General features: G+C 44.0%; 23 protein-coding genes and 20 tRNA genes. 10 read left to right on the forward strand and 33 right to left on the reverse strand.

The window, feature by feature from the left end:
• Nucleotides 1–24: 24 nt before the first annotated feature.
• The 4 genes from corC to miaB form a co-directional block, all read right to left on the reverse strand.
• Nucleotides 25–915 (reverse strand): CNNM family magnesium/cobalt transport protein CorC, encoded by an 891-nt coding sequence (gene corC / locus BCU34_RS02085; RefSeq protein ID WP_012603382.1) that lies wholly within the window; start codon nt 913–915, stop codon nt 25–27.
• A gap of 120 nt (nt 916–1,035) precedes the next feature.
• Nucleotides 1,036–1,497: an rRNA maturation RNase YbeY gene (ybeY, locus tag BCU34_RS02090; protein ID WP_102432279.1), complete on the reverse strand. Its 462-nt coding sequence runs from the start codon at nt 1,495–1,497 to the stop codon at nt 1,036–1,038.
• On the reverse strand, nt 1,498–2,619 hold the full coding sequence (locus BCU34_RS02095; RefSeq protein ID WP_048663673.1) for a PhoH family protein: 1,122 nt from the start codon (nt 2,617–2,619) through the stop codon (nt 1,498–1,500).
• A 163-nt stretch (nt 2,620–2,782) separates the two neighbouring features.
• A complete protein-coding gene (gene miaB / locus BCU34_RS02100; RefSeq protein ID WP_012603385.1) occupies nt 2,783–4,207 on the reverse strand; it encodes a tRNA (N6-isopentenyl adenosine(37)-C2)-methylthiotransferase MiaB in 1,425 nt (474 codons plus the stop codon).
• A gap of 308 nt (nt 4,208–4,515) precedes the next feature.
• Here miaB and BCU34_RS02105 point away from each other — a divergent pair, with 308 nt between their 5' ends.
• Entirely contained in the window at nt 4,516–5,691 is a 1,176-nt protein-coding gene (locus BCU34_RS02105; protein ID WP_102480765.1) for a 2-octaprenyl-3-methyl-6-methoxy-1,4-benzoquinol hydroxylase, read from the forward strand.
• Nucleotides 5,692–5,760: 69 nt separating this feature from the next.
• Here the strand turns inward: BCU34_RS02105 and BCU34_RS02110 are convergent, their stop codons facing one another.
• From BCU34_RS02110 to lolB, 25 genes are all read right to left on the reverse strand, one after another.
• Nucleotides 5,761–6,807 (reverse strand): lactonase family protein, encoded by a 1,047-nt coding sequence (locus tag BCU34_RS02110; protein ID WP_102480002.1) that lies wholly within the window; start codon nt 6,805–6,807, stop codon nt 5,761–5,763.
• Nucleotides 6,808–6,964: 157 nt separating this feature from the next.
• Nucleotides 6,965–7,049 (reverse strand) — tRNA-Leu (locus BCU34_RS02115).
• Between the two features lie 55 nt (nt 7,050–7,104).
• Nucleotides 7,105–7,181 (reverse strand) — tRNA-Met (locus BCU34_RS02120).
• Nucleotides 7,182–7,231: 50 nt separating this feature from the next.
• Nucleotides 7,232–7,316, reverse strand: a tRNA-Leu gene (locus BCU34_RS02125).
• 94 nt (nt 7,317–7,410) lie between these two features.
• Nucleotides 7,411–7,485: transfer RNA gene (locus BCU34_RS02130), tRNA-Gln, on the reverse strand.
• Between the two features lie 30 nt (nt 7,486–7,515).
• Nucleotides 7,516–7,600: transfer RNA gene (locus tag BCU34_RS02135), tRNA-Leu, on the reverse strand.
• Between the two features lie 55 nt (nt 7,601–7,655).
• Nucleotides 7,656–7,732: transfer RNA gene (locus BCU34_RS02140), tRNA-Met, on the reverse strand.
• Between the two features lie 50 nt (nt 7,733–7,782).
• Nucleotides 7,783–7,867 (reverse strand) — tRNA-Leu (locus tag BCU34_RS02145).
• A gap of 94 nt (nt 7,868–7,961) precedes the next feature.
• Nucleotides 7,962–8,036: transfer RNA gene (locus BCU34_RS02150), tRNA-Gln, on the reverse strand.
• Between the two features lie 30 nt (nt 8,037–8,066).
• Nucleotides 8,067–8,151 (reverse strand) — tRNA-Leu (locus BCU34_RS02155).
• 94 nt (nt 8,152–8,245) lie between these two features.
• A tRNA-Gln gene (locus BCU34_RS02160) sits at nt 8,246–8,320 on the reverse strand.
• A 30-nt stretch (nt 8,321–8,350) separates the two neighbouring features.
• Nucleotides 8,351–8,435 (reverse strand) — tRNA-Leu (locus BCU34_RS02165).
• 109 nt (nt 8,436–8,544) lie between these two features.
• A tRNA-Gln gene (locus BCU34_RS02170) sits at nt 8,545–8,619 on the reverse strand.
• 30 nt (nt 8,620–8,649) lie between these two features.
• A tRNA-Leu gene (locus tag BCU34_RS02175) sits at nt 8,650–8,734 on the reverse strand.
• 68 nt (nt 8,735–8,802) lie between these two features.
• Nucleotides 8,803–8,877: transfer RNA gene (locus BCU34_RS02180), tRNA-Gln, on the reverse strand.
• 30 nt (nt 8,878–8,907) lie between these two features.
• Nucleotides 8,908–8,992 (reverse strand) — tRNA-Leu (locus BCU34_RS02185).
• A 90-nt stretch (nt 8,993–9,082) separates the two neighbouring features.
• Nucleotides 9,083–9,159 (reverse strand) — tRNA-Met (locus BCU34_RS02190).
• Nucleotides 9,160–9,236: 77 nt separating this feature from the next.
• Nucleotides 9,237–9,311: transfer RNA gene (locus BCU34_RS02195), tRNA-Gln, on the reverse strand.
• 29 nt (nt 9,312–9,340) lie between these two features.
• Nucleotides 9,341–9,425: transfer RNA gene (locus BCU34_RS02200), tRNA-Leu, on the reverse strand.
• Between the two features lie 67 nt (nt 9,426–9,492).
• Nucleotides 9,493–9,569 (reverse strand) — tRNA-Met (locus BCU34_RS02205).
• Nucleotides 9,570–9,849: 280 nt separating this feature from the next.
• Nucleotides 9,850–10,941, reverse strand: coding sequence for a redox-regulated ATPase YchF (gene ychF / locus BCU34_RS02210; RefSeq protein ID WP_010439159.1), 1,092 nt, complete (start codon nt 10,939–10,941; stop codon nt 9,850–9,852).
• A gap of 10 nt (nt 10,942–10,951) precedes the next feature.
• Nucleotides 10,952–11,542, reverse strand: a complete 591-nt coding sequence (gene pth / locus BCU34_RS02215) for an aminoacyl-tRNA hydrolase (protein ID WP_004739815.1) — start codon at nt 11,540–11,542, stop codon at nt 10,952–10,954.
• Nucleotides 11,543–11,750: 208 nt separating this feature from the next.
• Nucleotides 11,751–12,695, reverse strand: a complete 945-nt coding sequence (locus BCU34_RS02220) for a ribose-phosphate pyrophosphokinase (protein WP_004739814.1) — start codon at nt 12,693–12,695, stop codon at nt 11,751–11,753.
• A 27-nt stretch (nt 12,696–12,722) separates the two neighbouring features.
• Entirely contained in the window at nt 12,723–13,598 is an 876-nt protein-coding gene (gene ispE, locus BCU34_RS02225; RefSeq protein WP_048669175.1) for a 4-(cytidine 5'-diphospho)-2-C-methyl-D-erythritol kinase, read from the reverse strand.
• Nucleotides 13,595–14,242 (reverse strand): lipoprotein insertase outer membrane protein LolB, encoded by a 648-nt coding sequence (gene lolB, locus BCU34_RS02230; protein ID WP_102431676.1) that lies wholly within the window; start codon nt 14,240–14,242, stop codon nt 13,595–13,597. The genes ispE and lolB overlap by 4 nt, the downstream gene beginning before the upstream one ends.
• Before the next feature lie 160 nt (nt 14,243–14,402).
• On the opposite strand from lolB, the gene hemA reads away from it, so the two are divergent.
• From hemA to ybaK, 8 genes are all read left to right on the forward strand, one after another.
• Entirely contained in the window at nt 14,403–15,662 is a 1,260-nt protein-coding gene (gene hemA / locus BCU34_RS02235) for a glutamyl-tRNA reductase (RefSeq protein WP_048659779.1), read from the forward strand.
• Nucleotides 15,663–15,690: 28 nt separating this feature from the next.
• A complete protein-coding gene (prfA, locus tag BCU34_RS02240; protein WP_102479138.1) occupies nt 15,691–16,779 on the forward strand; it encodes a peptide chain release factor 1 in 1,089 nt (362 codons plus the stop codon).
• Between the two features lie 5 nt (nt 16,780–16,784).
• Nucleotides 16,785–17,645: a peptide chain release factor N(5)-glutamine methyltransferase gene (gene prmC / locus BCU34_RS02245; RefSeq protein ID WP_102431677.1), complete on the forward strand. Its 861-nt coding sequence runs from the start codon at nt 16,785–16,787 to the stop codon at nt 17,643–17,645.
• Between the two features lie 204 nt (nt 17,646–17,849).
• Complete coding sequence (locus tag BCU34_RS02250; RefSeq protein WP_009848726.1) at nt 17,850–18,233, forward strand: SirB2 family protein; 384 nt, start codon at nt 17,850–17,852, stop codon at nt 18,231–18,233.
• Between the two features lie 28 nt (nt 18,234–18,261).
• Entirely contained in the window at nt 18,262–19,071 is an 810-nt protein-coding gene (locus tag BCU34_RS02255; RefSeq protein ID WP_017069620.1) for a SirB1 family protein, read from the forward strand.
• 22 nt (nt 19,072–19,093) lie between these two features.
• Nucleotides 19,094–19,948, forward strand: coding sequence for a 3-deoxy-8-phosphooctulonate synthase (gene kdsA / locus BCU34_RS02260; protein ID WP_017069619.1), 855 nt, complete (start codon nt 19,094–19,096; stop codon nt 19,946–19,948).
• A gap of 506 nt (nt 19,949–20,454) precedes the next feature.
• On the forward strand, nt 20,455–22,116 hold the full coding sequence (gene ushA, locus BCU34_RS02265; RefSeq protein ID WP_048659781.1) for a bifunctional UDP-sugar hydrolase/5'-nucleotidase UshA: 1,662 nt from the start codon (nt 20,455–20,457) through the stop codon (nt 22,114–22,116).
• 118 nt (nt 22,117–22,234) lie between these two features.
• The gene (ybaK, locus tag BCU34_RS02270; protein ID WP_102479137.1) at nt 22,235–22,708 is read left to right on the forward strand and encodes a Cys-tRNA(Pro) deacylase; all 474 of its coding nucleotides are present in this window, start codon (nt 22,235–22,237) and stop codon (nt 22,706–22,708) included.
• A gap of 106 nt (nt 22,709–22,814) precedes the next feature.
• On the opposite strand, the gene rluF is transcribed toward ybaK, so the two are convergent.
• From rluF to BCU34_RS02285, 3 genes are all read right to left on the reverse strand, one after another.
• On the reverse strand, nt 22,815–23,948 hold the full coding sequence (rluF, locus tag BCU34_RS02275; protein WP_102479136.1) for a 23S rRNA pseudouridine(2604) synthase RluF: 1,134 nt from the start codon (nt 23,946–23,948) through the stop codon (nt 22,815–22,817).
• Nucleotides 23,949–24,124: 176 nt separating this feature from the next.
• Nucleotides 24,125–24,706: a DNA endonuclease SmrA gene (smrA, locus tag BCU34_RS02280; protein WP_017062320.1), complete on the reverse strand. Its 582-nt coding sequence runs from the start codon at nt 24,704–24,706 to the stop codon at nt 24,125–24,127.
• Between the two features lie 188 nt (nt 24,707–24,894).
• Complete coding sequence (locus tag BCU34_RS02285; protein WP_017062321.1) at nt 24,895–25,035, reverse strand: DUF3149 domain-containing protein; 141 nt, start codon at nt 25,033–25,035, stop codon at nt 24,895–24,897.
• Nucleotides 25,036–25,290: 255 nt separating this feature from the next.
• Here BCU34_RS02285 and BCU34_RS02290 point away from each other — a divergent pair.
• Nucleotides 25,291–25,367: transfer RNA gene (locus BCU34_RS02290), tRNA-Pro, on the forward strand.
• Between the two features lie 393 nt (nt 25,368–25,760).
• Here BCU34_RS02290 and BCU34_RS02295 read toward each other — a convergent pair.
• Nucleotides 25,761–26,183, reverse strand: a complete 423-nt coding sequence (locus tag BCU34_RS02295) for a hypothetical protein (protein ID WP_048669169.1) — start codon at nt 26,181–26,183, stop codon at nt 25,761–25,763.
• Between the last annotated feature and the right edge of the window lie 72 nt (nt 26,184–26,255).

Here is a 26,255-nt window from a genome sequence, read left to right on the forward strand (position 1 = left end):
TGTCATCTCTTTAGAGAGAAGTTGTTATTCTTCGATAGTCGGAAGAGGCTGTTCGTCAGGAATGGTTACCTGTAGCTGAATTACACGACGGTTATCTGCTGATGTTATCTTGAAATGGTAGTTTTCAATTTCTACAATTTCGCCACGAACCGGCAGGTGACCGAGTGCTGTCATAACCATGCCGCCTACTGTATCTACTTCATCATCACTAAAGGCAGTGTTAAACGTATCGTTGAACTCTTCAATAGTGGTTAAAGCTTTTACAGAAAAGGTATGCTTACTCAGCTTACGAATATCTAACTCTTCTTCATCGTCGAACTCGTCTTCAATTTCACCAACGATTTCTTCGAGGATATCTTCAATGGTTACTAGGCCAGAAACTCCGCCAAACTCATCGACAACGATAGACATGTGGTAACGCTCTTCTTGGAACTCCTTAAGCAGGCGATCAACTCGCTTACTTTCAGGAACAACTACGACAGGGCGAATCACTTGTTCGATATCAAATGGGGCACTTTCTGAACCCAAATACTTAAGTAGGTCCTTCGCTAATAGAATGCCTTCAACATGGTCTTTATCTTCACTGATCACTGGGTAGCGAGAGTGTTGAGCATCAGTAATAAGCGCAATCAATGTATCTAAATCATCGGTGCGTTCAACTGTAACCATTTGAGAGCGAGGCAGCATGATATCGCGTACTCGCATCTCTGAAATTTCCATTACACCCTCGAGCATGTCGCGCGTGTCGTGGTCAATTAGGTCATTAATTTCTGAGTCGCGGATTACATCCACGAGCTCTTGGCGATCTTTTACTTCACCTTGAAATAGTTGGCCTAGGCGTTCAAAGAAGGACTTTCTACTCGGACCTTCAGATTTTTTACTTCCCTCAGAAGTGGGGGGGTTACCTTCGTTCATGATTTCTCAAAAAATAACGCTATCAGAAGTGTGATAGCACACGTTACAACTCAGATTCCTGCGGAAATCACAGGTTCGATGAGTTATTGTTTCTCTGCAACCTACTTTACTAGAATCAATTTACTTTTCTAGAATATACGGGTCTTCAAACCCCATAGTTTGCATGATTTCTGTCTCGAGTGATTCCATCTCTTCAGCTTCATCATCTTCGATATGATCATAACCTAGCAGATGCAGACTGCCATGTACAACCATATGAGCCCAGTGTGCTAGCAGAGGCTTACTTTGCTCTTCTGCTTCTTTTTCGACAACTTGACGGCAGATAATGAGGTCGCCTAGCAGATCTAGCTCGATCCCTGGAGGTGCCTCGAATGGAAAAGACAGCACGTTAGTTGGCTTGTCTTTGCCACGGTATTCATGATTGAGCTGGTGGCTTTCTTGCATATCAACGATACGAACCGTCAACTCAGCGTTCTCTTGAAACTGAGGAATTGTCTTGTCCAACCAAAGCTGAATATCTTGCTCAGTTGGAAGACCTTGCTCATTTTCGACTGCTATTTGCAGGTCTAGTTCAATAGACATCTATTTATCACCTTGTTCTGTAATCACAGAACTATTTTGTGTTGCTAATTGTGTCGTAACTGCCTGCTGAGCCTCAAGAAGTTTGGCTTCGCGCTCTTCACGTTTACGCTTTTCAAACTCTTTGCGCTCTTTCTGGTCTTTCGCTTCCCATTTCTCGTAGGCGTTGACGATACGAGCAACAACAGGGTGACGAACCACATCTTCAGACATGAAGAAATTAAAGCTGATGTCATCCACTTCACTCAGCACTTCAGTTGCATGACGAAGACCAGACTTCGCTCCACGAGGTAAATCGATTTGCGTAATGTCACCTGTGATAACTGCACGCGAATTAAAACCGATACGGGTTAAGAACATTTTCATCTGTTCTACCGTGGTGTTTTGGCTCTCATCAAGAATGATAAATGCATCATTTAGTGTACGTCCACGCATGTAAGCCAGTGGAGCGACTTCAATCACGTTACGTTCAATTAGCTTTTCAACACGTTCAAAACCGAGCATCTCAAACAGTGCATCGTAAAGTGGGCGCAAATATGGGTCGACTTTCTGGCTTAAATCACCCGGTAGGAACCCAAGCTTCTCACCGGCTTCTACAGCAGGGCGAGTCAGTAGGATCCGGCGAACCTCTTGGCGTTCAAGTGCATCAACTGCTGCTGCAACGGCTAAATAGGTTTTACCTGTACCTGCTGGCCCAATACCAAAGGTGATGTCATGGGTGACCATGTTCATTAGGTACTGTGCTTGGTTTGGCGTACGAGGTTTGATGACGCCTTTTTTAGTCTTAATGGTCACTTCTTTGCCGTAGTCGATTTCAGACTCGACGTGTTGTTCCAAAATGCCAGATTCGGTGACCGCCAGATGCACTTGCTCTGGTTCGATATCGATTATGTTGCCTTTAACTGGAGCCGTTTCAACATAGAGGTGTTTGATGATGTCTAAAGCAGCGGCTGCTGTGTGAGGCTTACCAACGATGGTGAAGAAGTTGCTTCGGTAATTAATCTCAACGCCAAGACGACGCTCAAGGTGTTTGATGTTGTCGTCGAATGGTCCGCATAAGCTAGCCAAGCGCTTGTTGTCGGCTGGCTCTAGATTTATCTCTAAGGTAACGATTTTATTGCTCAAATTAGCCTCTCATTTTGTGCCACTCGCTCTTAAATAAAACAAAGAGCAAAAAGCCCGATTTAGACCGGGCTTTTGATTGTGATATCCCTATTTCTAAGATGGTCACTTAGTTAGGTAATTTCAAGCTTTGTGTTTGCGCTTTGTGCTCAAACAGTTGTATTGCCTACGGTGTAAATGTCGCTACACCTAGCTCGTCTTCACGTTTTGTTTTTTCCATCATTTCTGCTGGAGTCATAACAACGCGTAGACCCATGTCTTTTTCTGTGCGAACTAGCTCACCACGTAGTGAGTTGGTGTAAACCTCAGTGATCTTCACATCTACGAACTGGCCGATTAGGTCTGCAGAACCTTCGAAGTTCACAACACGGCTGTTTTCTGTACGGCCGCGAAGTTCCATTAGGTTCTTTCTTGATGGACCTTCAACAAGGATACGTTGCTCTGTGCCTAGCATTAGACGAGAGAAGCGCATAGCTTGTGTGTTTACCGTTTGTTGCAGTTCGTATAGACGATCTTTCTTCTCTTGTGCTGGTACGTCACATGGGTAATCTGCCGCTGGCGTACCCGGACGAGGAGAGAAAACAAAGCTGAAGCTCATATCGAAATCAACTTCTTTAATTAACTTCATTGTATCTTGGAAGTCTTGTTTAGACTCACCAGGGAAACCAACGATAAAGTCAGAACTGATTTGAATATCAGGACGAGCTTTACGCAGTTTACGGATAATAGACTTGTACTCGATAGCCGTGTGTGGACGCTTCATCATCGTAAGAATACGGTCACTACCACTTTGTACTGGCAGGTGAAGGAAGCTCACTAGTTCAGGAGTATCTTTGTAAACTTCAATGATGTCGTCACCAAACTCAAGCGGATGGCTAGTTGTGAAACGAATACGGTCGATACCATCGATAGAAGCAACAAGACGAAGCAGTTCTGCGAATGAACAGATATCGCCTTCGTGTGTTGGACCGCGGTATGCGTTTACGTTCTGACCTAGTAGGTTAACTTCACGTACGCCTTGCTCTGCAAGTTGAGCCACTTCGAACAGTACATCATCCATTGGACGGCTAACTTCTTCACCACGTGTGTATGGTACAACGCAGTAAGTACAGTATTTAGAACAACCTTCCATGATAGAAACAAATGCCGTCGCACCTTCAGCTTTTGGCTCAGGCAGGTTATCGAACTTTTCGATCTCTGGGAAAGAGATGTCCATTACTGGCTTTTCGTTAGACAGTGATGATTTAATCATCTCTGGCAGACGGTGCAGTGTTTGTGGGCCAAAGATAACGTCTACGTAAGGTGCACGTTGACGAATGTGATCACCCTCTTGAGTCGCTACACAGCCACCCACACCGATCACCACACCTTCTTTCTTATCTTTAAGCGTTTTCCAACGACCAAGCTGGTGGAATACTTTTTCTTGTGCTTTTTCGCGGATAGAACAAGTATTCAATAGTAGTACGTCTGCTTCCTCAGGTACTTCAGTTAGCTCATAGCCATTTGCAGCGTTAAGCAGGTCGGCCATTTTTGATGAATCGTATTCATTCATCTGACAGCCCCAAGTTTTAATTAGCAGTTTCTTACTCATTATATGTTCGCTCGATCGTTAGTTTAATTTAAGGGAGCAAATCGCCCATTATTCATCCGCTAGCTCCATATGTCATAATTCAGTATTCAATTTTATGACAGGCTCTAGCGGCAAGCGGCGTATTGTACTGGTTTCAAAACCGACTGACTAGTAGTCTGAACAAATCTCTTATGTAGTGGCTTTTATTATCGTTAACGCCATATGCCATAAGGGATAACCCTTTTTTCGAATAAGGTTTTTGGTTACAAGTTAGTTATGAAAAAGTACAATCAAAAACAGTCAAAGAATCAAACTGATAAGTACAAAATATGAACAGTTACGATATTGTAGTAGTCGGTGGCGGCATGGTTGGCGCAGCAACAGCTATCGGTTTTGCAAAGCAAGGTCTGAGTGTTGCGGTAATCGAAGGTTTTGCCCCACAAGCTTTTGATGAGTCACAAACGATGGACATTCGTGTGTCAGCGATTTCTCAAGCATCGGTCGAGTTGCTTGAAGATCTTGGTGCATGGCGAAGTATTGCAGCGATGCGAGTGTGTTCATATAAGCGTTTAGAGACGTGGGAACACCCAGAGTGTCGTACTCGGTTTGATGCTGCATCACTGGACCTTCCTCGTTTGGGCTATATCGTTGAGAACAGACTCATTCAATTAGGTTTATGGTCTCAATTTGCTGAACACGACAACCTCGAATTGCTATGTCCAGAAAAGCTCGATGAGATTGAGTTTGGTGAAATCAATATCGTTAAGCTTCAATCTGGGGCTGAGCTATCCGCGAAATGGGTGATTGGCGCGGATGGCGCCAATTCAGCCGTTCGTCAACAAGCTGGTATCGGTATTACTGCTTGGGACTACCGCCAGCACTGTATGCTTATCAACGTAGAAACCGAGCAGCCTCAGCAAGATATTACTTGGCAGCAATTTTTACCAAGTGGTCCTCGTTCATTTTTGCCTTTGTGTTCTCTAACCTCTGACGGTCAAGAAATCGGGCAGGGGTCATTAGTTTGGTATGATTCTCCACTGCGTATTAAGCAACTGTCAGCAATGACCCCTGAAAAACTACGTAACGAAGTACTTTCTCACTTTCCTAAAGAGTTAGGTGATATTAAAGTCTTGAATTCGGGTTATTTTCCTCTGACACGACGTCATGCTCAATCATATTCGAAGAATAACTGTATTTTAGTCGGGGACTCTGCACATACGATCAACCCATTGGCAGGGCAGGGTGTTAACTTAGGCTTTAAAGATGTATCAGTACTGTTGGATGTCACCAACGAAAAGGGTGAATTGAATCAGTTTGTAGCAAGACGTTATGAAGTGATGAGAAGAGGCGACAACCTAATGATGCAGAGTGGCATGGATTTTTTCTACAAGACATTCAGCAACGACATTGGTCCGCTCAAGTTTGCACGTAATGCTGCGCTAAAATTAGCAGAGAACTCTGGGCCGATTAAAACCCAAGTATTGAAATACGCCTTAGGCCTTTAATTTATTAGTTCAGATTATCTATATAGAGAAGGAGAGCAGATGCTCTCCTTTTTTGTTTGGTGCTGAGTGCTATAACTGCTGTGTAACGCAAACCGGTGCATCGATCTCTAAAGAGTATCCTGTATAAACCAAAGACCCATCCTCATTATTTCGTTTGAATGAGGTGATGTTATTGGAGTGTTGGTTTGCTGCGATAACCCATCGTCCGCAGTCAGTAATATGAAAATCGCGAGGGAAGTTGCCTTCAGTATTATAGCTATCAATAAAAATAGGCATTTTTGTTGTAGGCTCGATTCTGAAGCAACTGATCCTTGATTGGTGTCGACAAGATACATAGAGGAATTGCTCATCCGGCGATAGTTTTATCGCAGCCGTAGCTTCTCCTTTCTCCATATTGGGAAGCGCATCAATTTCTTCTACGATATTCCATACACCCAAAACCTTTTCCAACATAAGTATTGATTCAGAGAGCTCGCAGATCACATAGGCTCTGTCTTCTGCTTTGTTAAAGATTAAATGGCGAGGTCCATTGCCAGCTGGCACTTTAATAGACTGCATAGGCCCGTCTAGAAACTCTTCCTGTTCTTCATCGAAGCAATAGAAGTTGATTCGATCGGTGCCGAGATCGACAGTCACAAACTGTGGCGAGTTTTGTAAGAACAGACATTGGTGGGCGTGCGGGCTAGTTTGTCTCTCTTTGTTTGGCCCGGAACCAACCATCTTGATTGTTTTGAGGCGCTTATCGATGTTGCCATTGATACTTAAGCTAAAAATATCGAATGTGCCTGATGAGTATTGCGACGTGATAGCAAACTTATTGTGTGGATCTATCGTGATGTGACAGGGGTGACCGCCAGCGATAGTACCGGAGTTCTTAACCGTCTTTGAGTTAGGGCTAGGAATATGAATCAGCTGCGGCTGTTTTGGCTGATCAATTTCAGACGCGGTATAGATGCCAAGTTTTGTCGCTACGACAAAAGACGGGTTAGTGCACTCTGCAACGAGCTCTAAAGGTAATAGCTTTCCGCTTTCCAAGTCTAATTGAGCCTGATATACGCCTTGGCTTTTACTGGGAGTGTCTGTGTAGCAACCGATCGTTAGAGTGAGGTTTTTCATAGGGAAGTCATACTCAATTAGAAAATGGAGCAGACATTGTCTTATAAAAAAGTCATGAAGTGATTAGATAGAGAGAAATACTTGGTGACGGAGTTATCAGATTTACATATTCCAGATAAAACAAAACCCAGCTAAAAAGCTGGGTTTCATTCAATGATGGTGCGGTCGGAGAGACTTGAACTCTCACACCTCTCGGCGCCAGAACCTAAATCTGGTGCGTCTACCAATTCCGCCACGACCGCAGCAAATCTTTGTAGTCATATCGAATATTGGTGCTTCAATAAGACATTGTATAAGTGGTGGCTACTGCGGGATTTGAACCTGCGACCCCATCATTATGAGTGATGTGCTCTAACCAACTGAGCTAAGTAGCCATAATAAATCTAATAGATTCATTATTTGTTCTCTAATTAAAGAGAAATAATGGTGCGGTCGGAGAGACTTGAACTCTCACACCTCTCGGCGCCAGAACCTAAATCTGGTGCGTCTACCAATTCCGCCACGACCGCAGCAAAGCTTTATAGTTATATCGACATTGGTGATTCGATGTAACGTTGTGCTCTTAGTTAACTACTTAAGTAATAAAACAAAGAGTTTAAATAGTGGCTGGGCTACCTGGATTCGAACCAGGGAATGCTGGCATCAAAAGCCAGTGCCTTACCGCTTGGCGATAGCCCAACAATGATATCATTTAAGATATCTAAATAATGGTGCGGTCGGAGAGACTTGAACTCTCACACCTCTCGGCGCCAGAACCTAAATCTGGTGCGTCTACCAATTCCGCCACGACCGCAGCAAATCTTTATAGTCATATCGAATATTGGTGCTTCAATAAGACGTTGTATAAGTGGTGGCTACTGCGGGATTTGAACCTGCGACCCCATCATTATGAGTGATGTGCTCTAACCAACTGAGCTAAGTAGCCATAATAAATCTAATAGATTCACTATTTGTTCTCTAATTAAAGAGAAATAATGGTGCGGTCGGAGAGACTTGAACTCTCACACCTCTCGGCGCCAGAACCTAAATCTGGTGCGTCTACCAATTCCGCCACGACCGCAGCAAAGCTTTATAGTTATATCGACATTGGTGATTCGATGTAACGTTGTGCTCTTAGTTAATTACTTAAGTAATAAAACAAAGAGTTTAAATAGTGGCTGGGCTACCTGGATTCGAACCAGGGAATGCTGGCATCAAAAGCCAGTGCCTTACCGCTTGGCGATAGCCCAACAATGATATCACTTAAGATATCTAAATAATGGTGCGGTCGGAGAGACTTGAACTCTCACACCTCTCGGCGCCAGAACCTAAATCTGGTGCGTCTACCAATTCCGCCACGACCGCAGCAAATCTTTATAGTTATATCGACATTGGTGATTCGATGTAACGTTGTGCTCTTAGTTAACTACTTAAGTAATAAAACAAAGAGTTTAAATAGTGGCTGGGCTACCTGGATTCGAACCAGGGAATGCTGGCATCAAAAGCCAGTGCCTTACCGCTTGGCGATAGCCCAACAATGATATCACTTAAGATATCTAAATAATGGTGCGGTCGGAGAGACTTGAACTCTCACACCTCTCGGCGCCAGAACCTAAATCTGGTGCGTCTACCAATTCCGCCACGACCGCAGCAAATCTTTATAGTTATATCGATATTGGTGATTCGATGTAACGTTGTGCTCTTAGTTTTCTATTTAACTTTAAAACAAGCTAAGTAAAAACAAAGAGTTTTAAATAGTGGCTGGGCTACCTGGATTCGAACCAGGGAATGCTGGCATCAAAAGCCAGTGCCTTACCGCTTGGCGATAGCCCAACAATGATATCACTTAAGATATCTAAATAATGGTGCGGTCGGAGAGACTTGAACTCTCACACCTCTCGGCGCCAGAACCTAAATCTGGTGCGTCTACCAATTCCGCCACGACCGCAGCAAAGCTTTTACTCTAGCGAAGAGTATAGTTAAGAAGACTTATGGTTTGTCTAAGTAACGTTGTAATGGCTGGGCTACCTGGATTCGAACCAGGGAATGCTGGCATCAAAAGCCAGTGCCTTACCGCTTGGCGATAGCCCAACAATGATATCATTTAAGATATCTAAATAATGGTGCGGTCGGAGAGACTTGAACTCTCACACCTCTCGGCGCCAGAACCTAAATCTGGTGCGTCTACCAATTCCGCCACGACCGCAGCAAAGCTTTTACTCTAGCGAAGAGTATAGTTATATCGACATTGGTGATTCAATATAACGTTGTTTGTTCTTCTTTCATAAAGAAAGAATGGTGGCTACTGCGGGATTTGAACCTGCGACCCCATCATTATGAGTGATGTGCTCTAACCAACTGAGCTAAGTAGCCATCTGAGAGCGAAGTAATATAATATAATCTCGCTTCCAATGCCATTATCTTTTTAAAGATAATTACACTTTAAATAGTGGCTGGGCTACCTGGATTCGAACCAGGGAATGCTGGCATCAAAAGCCAGTGCCTTACCGCTTGGCGATAGCCCAACAATGATATCACTTAAGATATCTCAATATGGTGCGGTCGGAGAGACTTGAACTCTCACACCTCTCGGCGCCAGAACCTAAATCTGGTGCGTCTACCAATTCCGCCACGACCGCTTTACTTTCCTAAAAACTCTTGTCGTTAATAAACATGTATTTAATAACAAACAGAGTGCTTAGGAAATGGTGGCTACTGCGGGATTTGAACCTGCGACCCCATCATTATGAGTGATGTGCTCTAACCAACTGAGCTAAGTAGCCATTTCCAAATTGTCGTTCATTTCGAGACGTTGTCGCTTCGTTGTGAACGGGGCGCATTATGCGTAGTTGAGCGAAACCCGTCAACTTTTTTTTTGAATAAATCGCGAATAAACATCTGTTCGGTTTCTTTTTAGGCAAAGAGGCGTATTTGTCGACAAAAAACAGGTCAAAAAGGCGATATATATAGGAAGTTAAGTTTCTGATGAGGGGCAATTTAGAAAGGGGAAAAACAAAAAGGCCAGTGAATTCACTGGCCTTTTTTCTAGATGTTTAATCAGAATTATACGTTGAAGCGGAAGTGAACAACGTCACCATCTTTAACAATGTATTCTTTACCTTCAAGGCGCCATTTACCTGCGTCTTTCGCTCCGCTCTCACCGTTAAATTCGATGAAGTGATCAAATCCAACAACTTCAGCACGGATGAAACCTTTCTCGAAGTCTGTGTGGATCTTACCCGCTGCTTGTGGCGCAGTTGCACCTACAGGGATTGTCCAAGCACGAACTTCTTTAACGCCAGCTGTGAAGTAAGTTTGAAGAGTCAGTAGTTCGTAACCAGAGCGGATCACTCGGTTAAGACCTGGCTCTTCGATACCCATATCCGCTAGGAACTCTTCGCGATCTTCGTCGTCAAGTTCAGAAAGCTCAGATTCGATTGCTGCACAAACAGCAACAACTACGTTGTTTTCGTTTTCAGCGTATTCACGAACAGCGTCTAGGTATGGGTTATTTTCAAAACCATCTTCTGCAACGTTTGCGATGTACATTGTTGGCTTAAGCGTTAGGAAGTTTAGGTAGCCGATTGCTGCCGCTTCTTCTTTGCCAAGTTCAACAGTACGCGCCATCCCACCTTCTGTTAGAACTGGAAGTAGCTTTTCTAGTACAGTGATTTCGAATTTAGCGTCTTTGTCGCCGCCTTTTGCTTTCTTCGCGTTACGTTGAATTGCACGCTCACAACTGTCTAAGTCAGCCAGTGCAAGTTCAAGGTTGATCACTTCGATATCTTCGATTGGAGATACTTTGCCAGCAACGTGAACAATGTTTTCATTTTCAAAGCAGCGCACAACGTGACCGATAGCGTCAGTTTCACGGATGTTAGCTAGGAATTTGTTACCAAGACCTTCACCTTTAGATGCGCCAGCTACTAGGCCCGCGATATCTACGAATTCCATTGTCGTTGGAAGGATCTTCTGTGGATTAACAATTTTTGCTAATGCATCTAAGCGTAGATCTGGAACCGGAACGATACCTGTGTTTGGTTCGATCGTACAAAATGGAAAGTTTGCTGCTTCGATGCCTGCTTTAGTCAGTGCGTTAAACAGAGTTGACTTACCAACGTTTGGTAGACCAACGATGCCACATTTAAAACCCATGATATAAACCTTATTCTGCTTTGAACGTATGTAAGCGATTTTGTGCTTTTGGTAGGCCATCTTTCAATAAGATGTCTAGGCTGCGAACCGATTCGTCAACGACGGCCTCGATACACTCTTGCTCTTTTTGAGGAGCTTTGCCTAATACATAACCTGCAACTTTATCTTTGTGTCCTGGATGGCCAATGCCTAATCTAAGACGATAGAATTCTTTATTGTTACCCTGTTTGCTGATGATGTCTTTCAGACCATTATGTCCACCATGACCACCACCTTTTTTAAACTTTCCAATACCAGGAGGCAGATCTAACTCGTCGTGAGCGACCATGATCTCTTCAGGTTTAATTTGGTAGAACTTTGCTAAGGCTGCAACTGCTTTGCCTGACAAGTTCATAAAAGTAGTTGGGATCAGCAAACGAAGATCTTCACCGTGAACCATGATACGACCCGTTAGGCCAAAGAACTTTGGTTCGTTCTTTAGTGTCACGTTATGTACACGCGCTAATTCTTCAACTACCCAAGCACCCGCATTGTGGCGAGTTTTGGCGTATTCTGGACCTGGATTAGCCAGTCCAACGAGAAGTTTTATTTGTTGGCTCAAGGTATGGATCTCTCTTGGGATTTCAAAAAGCGCCGTATGATATCACAGTTTATGAAAAAGGTGCGAGCTAGCTGATAGCTGCGCGATTATTCCTGTTTGTGATAACTAGTAGGGCAATATTACTCAGACATAAAAAAAGCACTTCATTGAATGAAGTGCTTAATGTTTTTCTCTCACGTGTTTCTAAAACAAAGCTATTGAGCTCTGATTAGTTGAACATCGCTGAGATTGATTCTTCGTTGCTGATACGACGAATCGCTTCAGCAAGCATGCGAGAAAGGCTAAGTGTTGTCACTTTACCAGTCGCAGCCATCTCTGGAGATAGAGAGATAGAATCCGTTACGATAACTTGGTCTAGAACAGAGTTCTTGATGTTGTTCGCAGCAGTACCAGAGAAAACAGCGTGAGTTGCGTAAGCGAATACACGCTTAGCACCGCGCTCTTTAAGTGCTTCAGCTGCTTTACATAGTGTGCCACCTGTATCGATCATGTCATCAACGATAACACAGTCACGGCCTTCAACATCACCGATTAGGTTCATTACTTCAGAAACGTTAGCACGTGGACGACGCTTATCAACGATAGCGATGTCAACATCACCTAGCGCTTTAGCCGTTGCACGAGCACGTACAACACCACCAAGGTCTGGAGAAACCACAACTGGGTTTTCTAGGCCACGGTTAGCCATGTCTTCTAGAAGAACTGGAGTACCGAAGATGTTATCAACTGGTACATCGAAGAAGCCTTGGATTTGCTCTGCGTGTAGGTCGATAGTAAGAACGCGGTCAACGCCAACGTTAGAAAGGAAATCTGCAACAACTTTTGCAGTAATTGGCACACGAGCAGAACGTACACGACGATCTTGACGGGCATAACCGAAGTAAGGGATTACAGCAGTAATACGGCCAGCAGAAGCACGGCGCATTGCGTCAATCATTACCACCAATTCCATAAGGTTGTCATTGGTTGGTGCACAAGTTGATTGAATCAGGAATACATCGCTACCACGAACGTTTTCATTGATTTGAACAGCGACTTCGCCATCAGAAAAACGGTCTACAGTAGCATCGCCAAGAGAGATGTATAGACGATCAGCAATACGTTGGGCTAGTTCAGGTGTTGCGTTACCAGCAAATAGCTTCATATCAGGCACGGTGGAAACCTCGGGTTGCGTCCAGTTTTAAATAGATTGTGGGTGGGCTGATTGGTATTCAGCCAGAGTTTCTTTTAAAGGAGAAATGTTTCTTCCTTTCGCTACGAAAGCGGAAACTGTGTCAGGCAGTTGTTCTCGCACCAATTCGGCGTCTTTTTCGCTGTTAAATTCAGCAAAAACGCACGAACCTGTGCCAGTCAATCTCGACGGCGCGTATTGTAGCAGCCATGAAAGTTGCTTATCAACCTCTGGGTACAGCATTCGCACAATTTTTTCGCAATCGTTTACGTATTCTTGCTCTAGAAGCGTTGATAGCGCTCGCTTTGGCGTGTTTCGAGTTAATTCTGAATGTGTGAATATGTCTACAGTTGCTATGCTCACTTGAGGTTTAACCACAAGATACCATTTCTCATCCGGATTAGCTGGCTGTAGCTGTTCTCCAACGCCTTCAGCAAAGGCGGCGTAGCCTCGAACGAAGACAGGAACGTCAGCACCAAGCTTCAAACCGATCTTAGCGAGCTGATCATCCGAGAGGTTGAGTTGCCATAAATAATTCAGGGCGACCAACACGGTTGCTGCGTTTGAAGAGCCTCCACCAATACCACCACCCATAGGCAGCACTTTCTTGAGTTCAATATCCGCACCGAAAGAGGTCGATGTGTATTGTTGAAGGGCCGTAGCCGCTTTCCAAATAAGGTTGTCTTCTGTAGCAACGCCCGGAATTGCAGGGCTTATTGTGATCGCACTTGTTTTTTTATTTGCAGTGACCGTCAGTTCATCACCAAAATCGACAAACTGAAATAAGGTTTGAAGTTCGTGATAGCCATTGTCACGTCGACCAGTGATATAGAGAAATAAATTCAGTTTAGCCGGAGAGGGCCAATGGGTTGGCGTTGTTATCATTTTTTCAGTGTCCACTTCGAAACTACAATGTTGATTTTGTTCTCGTTTTGCTTGAATGACAATCGAGTAGGGAGTGGGATTGTCTCTACTTTTGCGTTGTCTTCATTCGATAGTTGCTTACTCGGCATCTCTGTATTGCGATAGTTAGCAAAATTCAGTGTCCATAATTGACTGCTGACTTGTTTGGACAGAGATTCAAGCGTGTTGGTGCTGTTGAGTTGATAGGAATCGGCTTGGTCTGGAATGCCAAGGAACCATTGTGGTAGATGATCAATGGGGATCTGTAAGCCTGTCAGCTGCTCAACCAAGATTGAAGCACTCGCATGAGTAAAGATTTGGTCATCATAGGTCACGACTTTTGCACCCGATGGATCAATGGTTAGGTTCAATGCGGTTTGACCGAGAAACGTCGTAAGCCTTAATTGACTTTTATTTGGAGAGTGCTTCCAAATGAAATTGAGGCTTTGGCGTTGCTCTGGGGAAATGTAAGCGAGCTTGCCTGACGCTTGATAGTTTTCTATCTGTAAAAGCCGATCTTGGTGACTTTGCCACTCGACGCTGGTTGGTTGTTCTGGGATAGACGAGCAACCCACCATAATTATGGTCATAAAAATAAGAGACGTGATTTTGAGAAGCTTGCTCATATTTGCTCACAACTTGTTCAAATTTATCTAAAAAACGCTTCAACTATAGCATTGAATTCACGAAGTCAGGAAAACAAATCCCGCTTGCTCTTTAAATAGAGCCATGCATCAAGTAAAATTCGCCCCTTGTTTCCATTCCCTGATCGAGAACTTCTGATACATGTCTTTGCTTGCCGTAGGTATCAATCACAATACAGCGTCGGTTGAATTGCGAGAAAAAGTCGCTTTTGGTCCAGATAAATTATCTGAGGCACTCAAGCAACTTAACGCAAATGCACACGTAAATGGAAGTGTCATACTTTCTACCTGTAATCGAACTGAAGTGTATTGTGACGTCAAAGGCGTGGCAAAAAACAAGTTGATCGATTGGTTGTCAGTTTTCCATCAAGTTAGCCCTGAAGAGCTAAAACCAAGCCTTTATATCCATGAAGAGCAGGCTGCGATTAAACATTTAATGCGTGTAGCTTGTGGTTTGGACTCTTTAGTATTGGGCGAGCCACAGATCTTAGGTCAGGTGAAGCAAGCTTATACAGACTCGCGAGAGAACAAATCTGTTGATGCTTCAATGGAAAAACTGTTCCAGAAATCATTCTCTGTCGCGAAGCGTGTTCGAACTGAAACGGAGATCGGCGGAAGCGCGGTTTCGGTTGCTTACGCAGCTTGTACGTTAGCCAAGCACATATTTGAATCGATTGCCGATTCAACCGTGTTATTGGTGGGGGCGGGTGAAACGATTGAGTTGGTGGCTAAGCATCTTTCAGCAAATGGCTGTACCAAGATGATAGTGGCTAACCGAACTCGTGAGCGTGCTTTAGGGCTGGCTGAAGAGTTTGGTGCTGAAGTGATCAGCCTAAATGAGATCCCTGATCATCTGCATCGAGCGGATATCGTGATCAGCTCAACCGCCAGTCCGTTACCGATTATAGGTAAGGGTATGGTAGAGACCGCGCTGAAGACGAGAAAACATCAACCTATGTTATTGGTTGATATTGCGGTTCCGCGTGATGTGGAATCTCAGGTCGGCGAATTAAACGACGCCTACCTTTATTCTGTGGATGATCTGCAGTCGATTGTTGATGGCAACATTGAACAACGCAAAGTGGAAGCGATTCAAGCGGAAGCAATAGTTAGCGAAGAAAGTGCGGCATTCATGAGTTGGATGCGTTCACTGCAAGCAGTAGACAGTATTCGTGACTACCGTAAATCGGCCAACGAAATCCGAGAAGAATTATTAAGTAAGAGTTTACAATCACTTGCCGCTGGCGGTGACCCTGAAAAAGTCTTACTTGAGCTAAGCAATAAGCTCACAAACAAATTGATCCATGCTCCAACGCGCGCACTTCAAAGTGCAGCAGAGCAAGGAGAACCTGCAAAATTAATGGTCATTAGACAGAGTTTGGGCTTAGAAAACCCTCAATAATATTAGACCTCCAACAGAATAAGACATTATGAAAGCCTCGATTCTAGTAAAGCTTGAAACACTTGTTGAACGCTATGAAGAAGTTCAACATCTACTTGGTGATCCAGATGTAATCGGGAATCAAGACAAATTCCGTGCACTTTCTAAAGAGTACTCTCAACTAGAAGAAGTAACGGCTTGCTTCCAGTCATACCAGCAAGCTCAAGAAGATTTAGAAGCTGCTGAAGATATGGCGAACGAAGATGACGCTGAAATGCGTGAAATGGCTCAAGACGAAATCAAAGACGCAAAAGCGGCGATTGAACGTTTGACTGATGAGCTACAGATTCTTCTGATTCCAAAAGATCCAAACGATGAGCGCAACTGTTTCCTTGAAATCCGTGCAGGCGCGGGTGGTGATGAAGCGGGTATCTTCGCGGGCAACCTGTTCCGTATGTACTCTAAGTTTGCTGAGAAGAAAGGTTGGCGCGTTGAAATCATGAGCAGCAATGCTTCTGAACAAGGCGGCTACAAAGAGATGATCGCTAAGGTAAGCGGCGATGCTGTTTACGGCACCATGAAGTTTGAGTCGGGCGGTCACCGTGTACAACGTGTACCTGAAACTGAATCTCAAGGCCGTGTTCACACGTCAGCATGTACAGTTGCAGTTATGCCTGAGATCCCAGAAGCTGATCTGCCTGAAATCAAAGCGGGCGATCTTAAAATTGATACTTTCCGTGCATCAGGCGCGGGTGGTCAGCACGTTAACACCACGGATTCAGCAATCCGTATTACTCACTTACCAACGGGTACAGTAGTAGAGTGTCAGGACGAGCGTTCTCAGCATAAAAACAAAGCGAAAGCGATGGCTGTTCTTGCTGCTCGTATTGTTCAAGCAGAAGAAGAGCGCCGCGCGGCAGCGGTTTCTGATACACGTCGTAACCTATTAGGTTCTGGTGACCGTAGTGACCGTATTCGTACGTACAACTACCCACAAGGTCGTGTTTCGGATCACCGTATCAACCTTACTATCTACCGTCTTAACGAAGTACTTGAAGGTGACATGCAAAGCTTGCTTGATCCTGTACTTCAAGAGCACCAAGCCGATCAGCTTGCTGCACTTGCAGAGAACAACTAACCTGTATGCAGTCAGCATATACGGTTGAAAGTGCTTTAAAAGCAGCAATCGTAAAGCTTCAAGAGGGTGATAACACATCACCCTCTATTGATGCAGCGGTACTGCTTTGTCACGCCTTAGATAAACCAAGATCTTACTTACTGACTTGGCCTGAGAAGCATCTCACCTCAGAGCAAGAGTCTGAATTCAATGCCCTTCTAAAACGTCGCTTAACTGGTGAGCCTGTGGCTTATATTATCGGTGAGCGTGAGTTTTGGTCACTGCCGTTAAAAGTTTCTCCTTCTACCTTAATTCCACGCCCAGATACTGAGCGTTTGGTTGAGGTGGCTTTGGATAAAACTTACGGCAAGCAAGGTGCGATTCTAGATTTAGGGACAGGTACAGGTGCTATCGCGTTAGCATTGGCGTCAGAGATGCCGAACCGACAGGTAACGGGTATTGATCTTCGCCCTGAAGCGCAGCAGCTGGCGACAGAAAATGCGAAGCGCTTAAACATCACCAACGCTACGTTTTTACATGGCAGTTGGTTTGAGCCTTTGAGCTCTGAAGAAGCTGTGAAGTTCTCTCTGATTGTCTCTAACCCACCTTATATTGAGAAAGATGATCCTCATTTATCTCAAGGGGATGTGCGTTTTGAGCCAATTACCGCATTGGTTGCTGAAGAGAAAGGACTGGCTGACATTCGCTATATTTCTGAAAATGCACGTGGCTTTTTGGAAAATGAAGGCTGGTTGGCGTTTGAACACGGTTACGACCAAGGCTTGGCGGTGCGTGAGATAATGCAGGCGCTCGGTTATCTCGATGTTGTCACAGAGAAAGATTACGGTGGTAATGACCGAGTGACATTGGGTCGTTACTGTTCATAGTTAGTGACTGTTCATAGATAGTGACTGTCCATCGGCTGCGGTTAATCGTCTTGTGAGCAATAGATGATGAACTTGCTAAATTGATACCTTTAACTCGACAATACATTTCACCCGATGATGCATTTAACGCAGAAATACAGAGCATTAACGGGTATTGTGTGGCTCGTGTTAACGAAAGCACATATAAAAATATAAAGGAATACCATGTACGAAGGTTTAAAACATTTTCACTTACTAACGATTGCGATAAGCGCACTGCTGCTTTCGATTCGTTTCGCTCTTATGATGGCTAACTCTCCAAAGCTTAAGCATCCTTTCTTGCAGCGTTTTCCTCATATCAATGATTCGTTGCTACTGCTATCGGGTATTGGTTTGATTTTTATCACCGGCTTTATTCCATTTACACCTGCAGCACCATGGTTAACTGAAAAACTAACCTGTGTTATGGCTTACATTGCATTGGGCTTCTTTGCACTTAAGCTAGGTAAGAACAAGCTATTGAGAGTTTTCTCTTTCTTCGGTGCACTTGGCTGGTTAGCAATGGCAGGCAAAATCGCAATGACCAAGACGCCAACATTTTTCGGTTAATTATCTCCTTATTTTCGGTTAACTATCTATGTACGAATTTTTTGATGAAGACTTTGACCAGCTAGAATTAGCTGAAGGTGCATTGATCTTAAATAAAGCGATTAACCCAGAAACCCAAGACAGTTGGGCTGAGCAAGAGCTGGCAAGATTGTTTAAAGAAGCTGAGTTTGCTTTGGTTCATGAAACCGACGAACAGCAGAAGTTTGAGTCTTTTATTCGACTATTTTTCTACGAGTGGGGTTTTGCTGGCGATAAGGACGCGTACTTCTCTTCAGAAAACGCATTCATTGATAAAGTGCTTGAGAGAAAGAAAGGCATTCCAGTGAGTCTGGGGGCGATCTTTCTTTTTCTAGGTCGCAAGCTAGGCTTTCCTGTAGAGGGCGTCTCTTTCCCGACTCAATTCTTACTTAAAGTAAGCTGGTACGGGCAAGCTGCGGCCTACATTAACCCTTATAACGGTGAGTACGTTGGCGAACAAACGTTGCGAGCATGGTTAATTGGGCATGATGGCCCATTAGCTAAGGTGAAACCTGAGCACTTGGAAGTCGCCGACCATCCAACAATTATTGGTAAGTGGTTAGCTCTGCTCAAGAGTGCACTGCTGCGAGAAGAGCGTTATACACTTGCATTGAAGTGTACCGATCTGGCGTTAACGTTTGTGCCGGATGACCCGTATGAAATCCGTGACCGCGGTTTTATCTATCAGCAGCTAGACTGTCATCAAGTGGCTGCAACGGATTATCAATACTTTATCGACCAATGCCCAGATGACCCTGCATCTGAGTTACTGAAATCTCAAGTGAACGTCATGAACGAAAAGACAGTGGTTGTTCACTAATTAATAATTATTTAGAGAGAATATGATGGAACAGAAAACAGTTCATATTGGCGATATGCCAATTGCTAACGACAAGCCATTTACGCTATTTGCAGGCATGAACGTTCTTGAATCTCGCGATCTCGCTATGCAGATCTGTGAGCACTATGTAAAAGTAACAGAGAAGCTGGGCATCCCTTACGTATTTAAGGCGTCTTTCGATAAAGCGAATCGAAGCTCAGTTCATTCATACCGTGGTCCAGGCATGGAAGAAGGTCTTAAAATCTTCCAAGAGCTGAAAGACACTTTCGGCGTGAAGATCATTACTGATATTCACACAGAAGCCCAAGCTCAGCCTGTTGCGGATGTGGTTGATGTGATCCAACTACCTGCATTCTTAGCTCGTCAAACTGATCTTGTTGAAGCAATGGCTAAGACTGGCGCAGTAATCAACGTGAAGAAGCCTCAGTTCATGAGCCCGAACCAAGTTGGCAACATCGTTGATAAGTTCGCTGAGTGTGGTAACGACAACATCATCCTTTGTGAGCGTGGCGCTTGCATGGGTTACGACAACCTAGTAGTTGATATGCTTGGCTTTGGCGTAATGAAGAAGTCTTCAAACGGTAGCCCAATCATCTTCGATGTGACGCACTCTCTACAAATGCGTGACCCATCAGGTGCTGCATCTGGCGGCCGTCGTGAGCAAACGGTTGAGCTTGCTAAAGCGGGTCTTGCGACAGGTATTGCGGGTCTGTTCATTGAAGCTCACCCTAACCCAGACCAAGCTCGCTGTGATGGCCCATCTGCGCTACCTCTAGACAAACTAGAGCCGTTCTTGAAGCAGATGAAAGCACTGGATGACCTTATCAAAGGCTTTGAGCACATCGATATTAAGTAGCTGAAGCTGATGTTAAATAACTCGCTAATGTAAATTAGTTAAAGTGGTTATTTAACGATATCAAATAAACGCCCAACTCTAAGAGTTGGGCGTTTTTGTTTATCTGGGTATCAGTTCGTTTCGTTGTGCGCTTATCTGTTCTTTTGAGCGCTAATTAGCGCTAGATGATTAAACCCTTGTTAACAGAATCTTTGACTCCCTAAGAAATAACCATGAGTGTGTGAGGTCTGTCCTGTTTACAGTAAATTACTGATGTTCATCACACTTTATAAGTAAACGATTGCCTGTGATGCAGGGGAAGTTTGAGTGTAATCTCATAATTTTGTTACACTTAACTGTTGATCTATGCGTGACCAATTCGACATAAATATGAAATCGTCGTGTTACATCTAGAATGTTAATTTAAGATTAGTCATGTTGAAGTCTTATTGTTCGAACTCCAGGAAAGGGGTCGCAATAGATTATAAAAAGCAGTGGATTCCCCTAAAAAGTTCAAAGGTATGACAATGAAGCAACGCCTTATTCTAAAGACAGCACTAAGTGCTGCAATCCTAGCTACTTTAGCTGGGTGTGCGTCTCAATCAGCTCATGATTGGAACCAAGACGAAACTTACAAGCTAACGATTCTTCACACAAACGATAACCATGGTCGTTTCTGGCAGAATAAATACGGCGAATACGGCATGTCTGCGCGTAAAACGCTTGTTGACCAACTTCGTTCAGAAGTTGAAGCAGAAGGCGGTAGCGTGTTGCTTCTATCTGGCGGTGACATCAACACGGGTGTTCCAGAGTCAGACCTTCAGGACGCAGAACCTGATTTTAAAGGTATGAACAAAATTGGTTACGATGCAATGGCATTGGGTAACCACGAGTTTGATAACTCTTTAGACGTACTACAAAAGCAGATCGACTGGGCTAACTTCCCAATGTTATCTGCAAACATCTACGATAAAGCGACAGGCGAACGTAAATTCCAAGCGTACGAAATGTTTGAAAAGCAAGGTATCAAGATTGCGGTTATTGGTTTAACAACTGAAGATACCCAAAAGATTGGTAACCCTGAATTTATCGCAGGCATAGATTTCCGTGACCCTAAAGAAGAAGCGAAGAAGCTAATCGCTGAACTTAAAGAAACAGAAAAACCGGATCTAATCTTTGCTGTGACTCACATGGGTCACTACGAAAATGGCCAACGTGGTGTTAACGCTCCGGGTGATGTTGCACTCGCTCGTTACCTAAACGAAGGCGATCTAGACATGATCGTTGGTGGTCACTCTCAAGAGCCTGTATGTATGGAAGGCCCTAACGTAGCGAAGAAAAACTTCAAGCCGGGTGATGAGTGTAAGCCTGACGTACAGAACGGTACTTACATCGTTCAAGCTCATGAGTGGGGCAAGTACGTAGGCCGTGCTGATTACGAATTCCGTAACGGCGAACTAGAGATGGTGAGCTACGATCTGATTCCAGTTAACCTTAAGAAGAAAGTTAAGATTGACGGTAAGAAGCAACGTGTTCTTATTCAAGATGAAATCGCACAAGACCCAGAGTTACTTGAATTCCTACGTCCTTTCCAAGAGCAAGGTCAAGCACAGCTAGAAGTTCAAATTGCTGAAACTAATGGCAAGCTTGAAGGCGACCGTAACGTTGTTCGTTTCCAACAGACTAACCTAGGTCGTTTGATTGCAACGTCTCACATGGAGCGTGCAAAAGCAGACTTCGCTGTGATGAACTCTGGTGGTGTACGTGATTCAATTGAAGCCGGTGATGTGACTTACAAAGACGTACTAACAGTACAACCTTTTGCAAACATCCTGACTTACACAGACATGACGGGTAAAGAAGTTCTAGATTACCTAAATGTAGTGGCGACTAAACCAATCGATTCTGGTGCTTACGCACAGTTTGCTGGTATCTCAATGACAGTGGCAAACGGTGAAGTATCGAATGTATTCATCGGTGGTAAACAGCTACGTTTAGATGAAACATACCGCTTCACGGTGCCAAGCTTCAACGCAGCTGGTGGTGATGGTTACCCTAAACTGTCTGACCACCCTGGTTACGTAAACACTGGCTTTGTTGACGCTGAAGTACTGAAAGAATACCTAGAAGCAAACAGCCCGGTTGACGTAAACAAGTACGCACCTTCAGGCCAAATGGTTTACAAGTAATTGAATACAAGTAATTGTGTCAATAGGGGCTAAATTAGATTGACTCTAGCACCATGATAAATTTAACTAAAGCGACGCCTCGGCGTCGCTTTTTGTTTATCTATCGTTTGGATTTGTTATGACCCCTGCAATCAATCTCGCCAAGAAAAAGAAAATCGCTCATTGTGTGCATCAGTATCATCATGATGCGAATAATACCAACTATGGATTGGAAGCCGTTGAAGCGCTGGGTCAGGACCCAAAACGTGTGTTCAAAACGCTGTTGTTCTGTTTGAACGGTGTCGCTAAAGATTTGGCGGTTGCCGTTATTCCTGTCGATCAGAAGCTAAACTTAAAGCTTGCAGCGAAAGCAGCGAAGGGCAAAAAAGCGGAGATGGCTGATCCAGATATTGCTCAGAAAACCACGGGTTATGTTGTTGGTGGAATTAGTCCTCTTGGACAGAAAAAAGCACTGCCTACCTTTGTTCATTCAAGCGCTACCGATTTTGAAACTATCTGTGTGAGTGCAGGGAAGCGCGGGCTAGAGATTGAGTTAGATCCAAAAGACTTAGCATTGCTCACTCGCGGCCAGTTTGCTGATCTCTGTTTATAGATTGTCGTCATCATGGCGATAAAGCTATCGAATGACCAACAAAAACGCCCGCTAGACTAATCTAGCGGGCGTTTTTATATCGAGTGTCTCGTCTTATTGATTCTGACTACTTCTTAAGACCTAAAGTACCACCAACACGCTTTGGTGCAGGTTTGTTCGGTCTGTTTGAATTTTGGCTGCGGTTTGCCGGTTTACCGCTTCTACGATCGGTATTGTCGCGATCGTTACGATTGCGATCCGAACGGTTTCTATCTGAGTTAGAGCGCTCTGAACGAGAGTTTGATTTCCAGTTCTCGGTATTACCACCGCTTTCACCGTTCGACGAATTGCGGCCACGCTTTGAATTAGGCGCATGACGGAATTCATCCGCATTGTTACCGCGGTAAGTGCGAGTACGGTTCTCTTTTTGATTGCGACGTGCTGTTGAAGTTTGGTTCTCTTCACGGCTGTCAAAAAGTTTCGCGTCAGTCGCTTTACGAATACGTTGACCTTTCGCGTTCATTTTTGACGCATCTTCCGTACTTACTGAACCTTCACACATCGCCAAGATCTCAGTGATCTCTTCGTCGCTCAGGTAGCGCCATTTGCCGTTAGGAATACCGTCTAGTGAGATATTCATAATACGAACACGGCGCAGCTTAAATACTTCGTAACCGAGCGCTTCACACATACGGCGAATTTGGCGGTTAAGGCCTTGTGTTAGTGTAATTCGGAATGAGAACTTGGTCTCTTTCTCGACCTTACATGGCAAGGTAACAGTATCGAGAATATGGACACCAGCGCCCATTTGCTTCAAAAACTCAGTCGTAATCGGCTTATCTACACGCACCACGTATTCTTTCTCGTGATTGTTACCTGCACGTAGGATTTTATTTACGATGTCGCCATCGTTGGTCAAGAAGATAAGGCCATCAGAAGGTTTATCTAAGCGGCCAATAGGGAAAATACGCTTGTGGTGGCCGATAAAGTCGACGATGTTGCCAGGAATATCACGCTCAGTCGTACAGGTGATACCTGTTGGTTTATTAAGAGCAATGTAAATCGGCTTCTCTTTTGAGCGAACAGGCTTATTGTCGATCTCAACATCATCACCTGGCAAGACTTTAGTGCCCATCTCAGGGATCTTACCGTTAATAGTAACTCGGCCTGCATCAATGAGTTTATCGGCTTCGCGGCGTGAGCAAAAACCAGTTTCACTGATGTATTTATTAAGGCGTTTAGCTTGGGATTCTTGTGACATGATATTCTCTTAGCGTTTCACAACGGAAATATAAATAAACAAAAAGCAACCTTTGGATAGTTGCTTTGAGTTGGAATTCGTTAACTGAGGCAATTTTAGCACTTGGTGTGAGTCTAGGCACGAAATATCGATCCTGATGCAAAATCGTTATTCGCCCGTTTATCTATCTCAACCTATTAACTGGTGCGTTTTTGATGGCGCTCTCTGTTCTCTAGCTTTTTCTCATTACTCTTTCTGAGCATGACATAGACAGCGCCCGTACCACCATGAAATTGCTGAGCAGAATGAACACATTGAACGTCGTTGATTTGCGTGAGCCAATTTGCCACGTAGCTTTTCATCATTGCTGGTGGGTTCGAACGCTCTCCCTTACCGTGAACAATGATGACGGTACGAACATCCATTCTTAAACACTGACGCAAAAATGAAAGCACTTCGTTACGTGCGTCTTTCAGTGTTTTTCTATGAAGGTCGAGCTTGGCTTGAATAGGGTATTTGCCTAGGCGCAGCTTTTTGTATACGCCTTCTTGTACACCGTCTTTTTTATAAGCAACGACATCGTCTGGCTTGATCATTGGCGAATAGTCTAATGATAAGTAGTCTTTCTCGTCGTCAGACAGCCACATAGCGGCTTCACGCTTAGCAAGGTGAGATTCTGTGACTCGGTGTACTTTTTGGTGTTCAGCGGTGTCATGGTCGATACGTTTAACATCGCCCATCATTTCTTGGAATAGATCTAAGTCGTCATCATGAGACATATTGTGTATCTCAAGTTGGGAAGGATAGGGTAAGTATACCTAAGTTGAGGCTGGGTTTAAAAATGAAAAAACCGGAGAAGACAATAAGTCTGCTCCGGTGCAAAGCGTTTTTACATTTAGTGATAAAATAAAGTAATACTTATAAAGTAAAACAATGCTTAAAAGTAAATGATTTAGGCTGAGCGATTCTAGTGAGGAGATTTTTCAGTCATAACTTTGTAGATGAAGAAGCCTCCATAAAACATCATGAGACCCAGAGCCCCGAAGATTACTATCATTGAAGATAGTCCCACCGCATTACCAAATAGGAGATCTAGCCAAAAGTCCATGTGTATACCTCAAAGTTATATGACACGGGTTAGTGTATTAAGTGGTGTTATCAATTCACTGATCTGGATCAATTCTGTTTCATAAGTTAAATACTTGTTGGTAACTGTGTGTTTTTCGTCACATCAAGCGAGTTGTTGTATGTCTTTTGTTCGAACGATTGGAATTCACAATAAATATGAGAAAAAGCGCTTGCGGATAAATTCAGAATCCGTATTATACGCTCCATCGACAGGCAATCAGCCAGTTAGATATCTCGGTGAATAGCGCAGCTTGGTAGCGCATCTGGTTTGGGACCAGAGGGTCGGGGGTTCGAATCCCTCTTCACCGACCACATTAAAGAAAGCCGTAGCAGAGATGCTACGGCTTTTTTGCATTTGGGTTTTATGGTTTGATTTGGTTTAGAACCCAAGCGGGGTTCGCCTGATGTTCAAAACAAGCTCTTCATCTACAACATTTAGAAAGCCTGCTCATTGAGCAGGCTTTCGTCGTTTCAGGGGAAGGGAAATGGGATTTGAACCTAGGTGGGGTTCGCCTGATGTTCAAAATAGCTCTTCACCGACCACATAAAAGAAAGCCGTAGCACTCTTTGTAGTAGAAGGTGCTACGGCTTTTTTGCTTTCCGGTATGTACGTCATTCCCTAGAGCGAGTCGGGAATCTCTTGTTGTTCTAAATGCCCTTTATAGAGACAAGGGTTGACCCAATAGCTAGTAGCCCCAAACCTGTTTACTTGACATCACAGGTGATGTTTTTGATTGGAGTCTCTGAAGTGACAAAGCAAACATACGCTTCAACAGGGTTATTTGGACCAATTCGAATGTAACCTGCTTGTACTTCATCTTCGTTAAAAGTCACCGAGTGAGAGTTACCCGTCTTGCCATCGTAAAAGCTTGCTTCAAAATTACTATTCATTTGGCTTGCGATACGGTTGCGTGTTGTAGACGTCGTGAACGTAATGTTCGCGCATCGCATTGGTGGCTTCTCAGTAATCAAGAACTGTCCGCTTTCTTTATCTAAGACACCGCCTTTAGCATCAGGTTGAATATCTATAGCCTGAAACTGTTCAATGGTGCACGTTTCTTTGGCTGAGGCTATTGAGGGCATCAGCATCGTGAGGGCTAAAGGGAAAGCAAAAAGTACTGGTTTCATTCGAACAACGCCGTAGGTAGAAAGAGCGAAAGATAATAGCACCCCAATGGTGCTATTAAATGTAATGATTCT

This window comes from Vibrio sp. 10N.286.45.E10, assembly GCF_002874195.2.
In the GTDB taxonomy this organism is placed as follows: domain Bacteria; phylum Pseudomonadota; class Gammaproteobacteria; order Enterobacterales; family Vibrionaceae; genus Vibrio; species Vibrio crassostreae.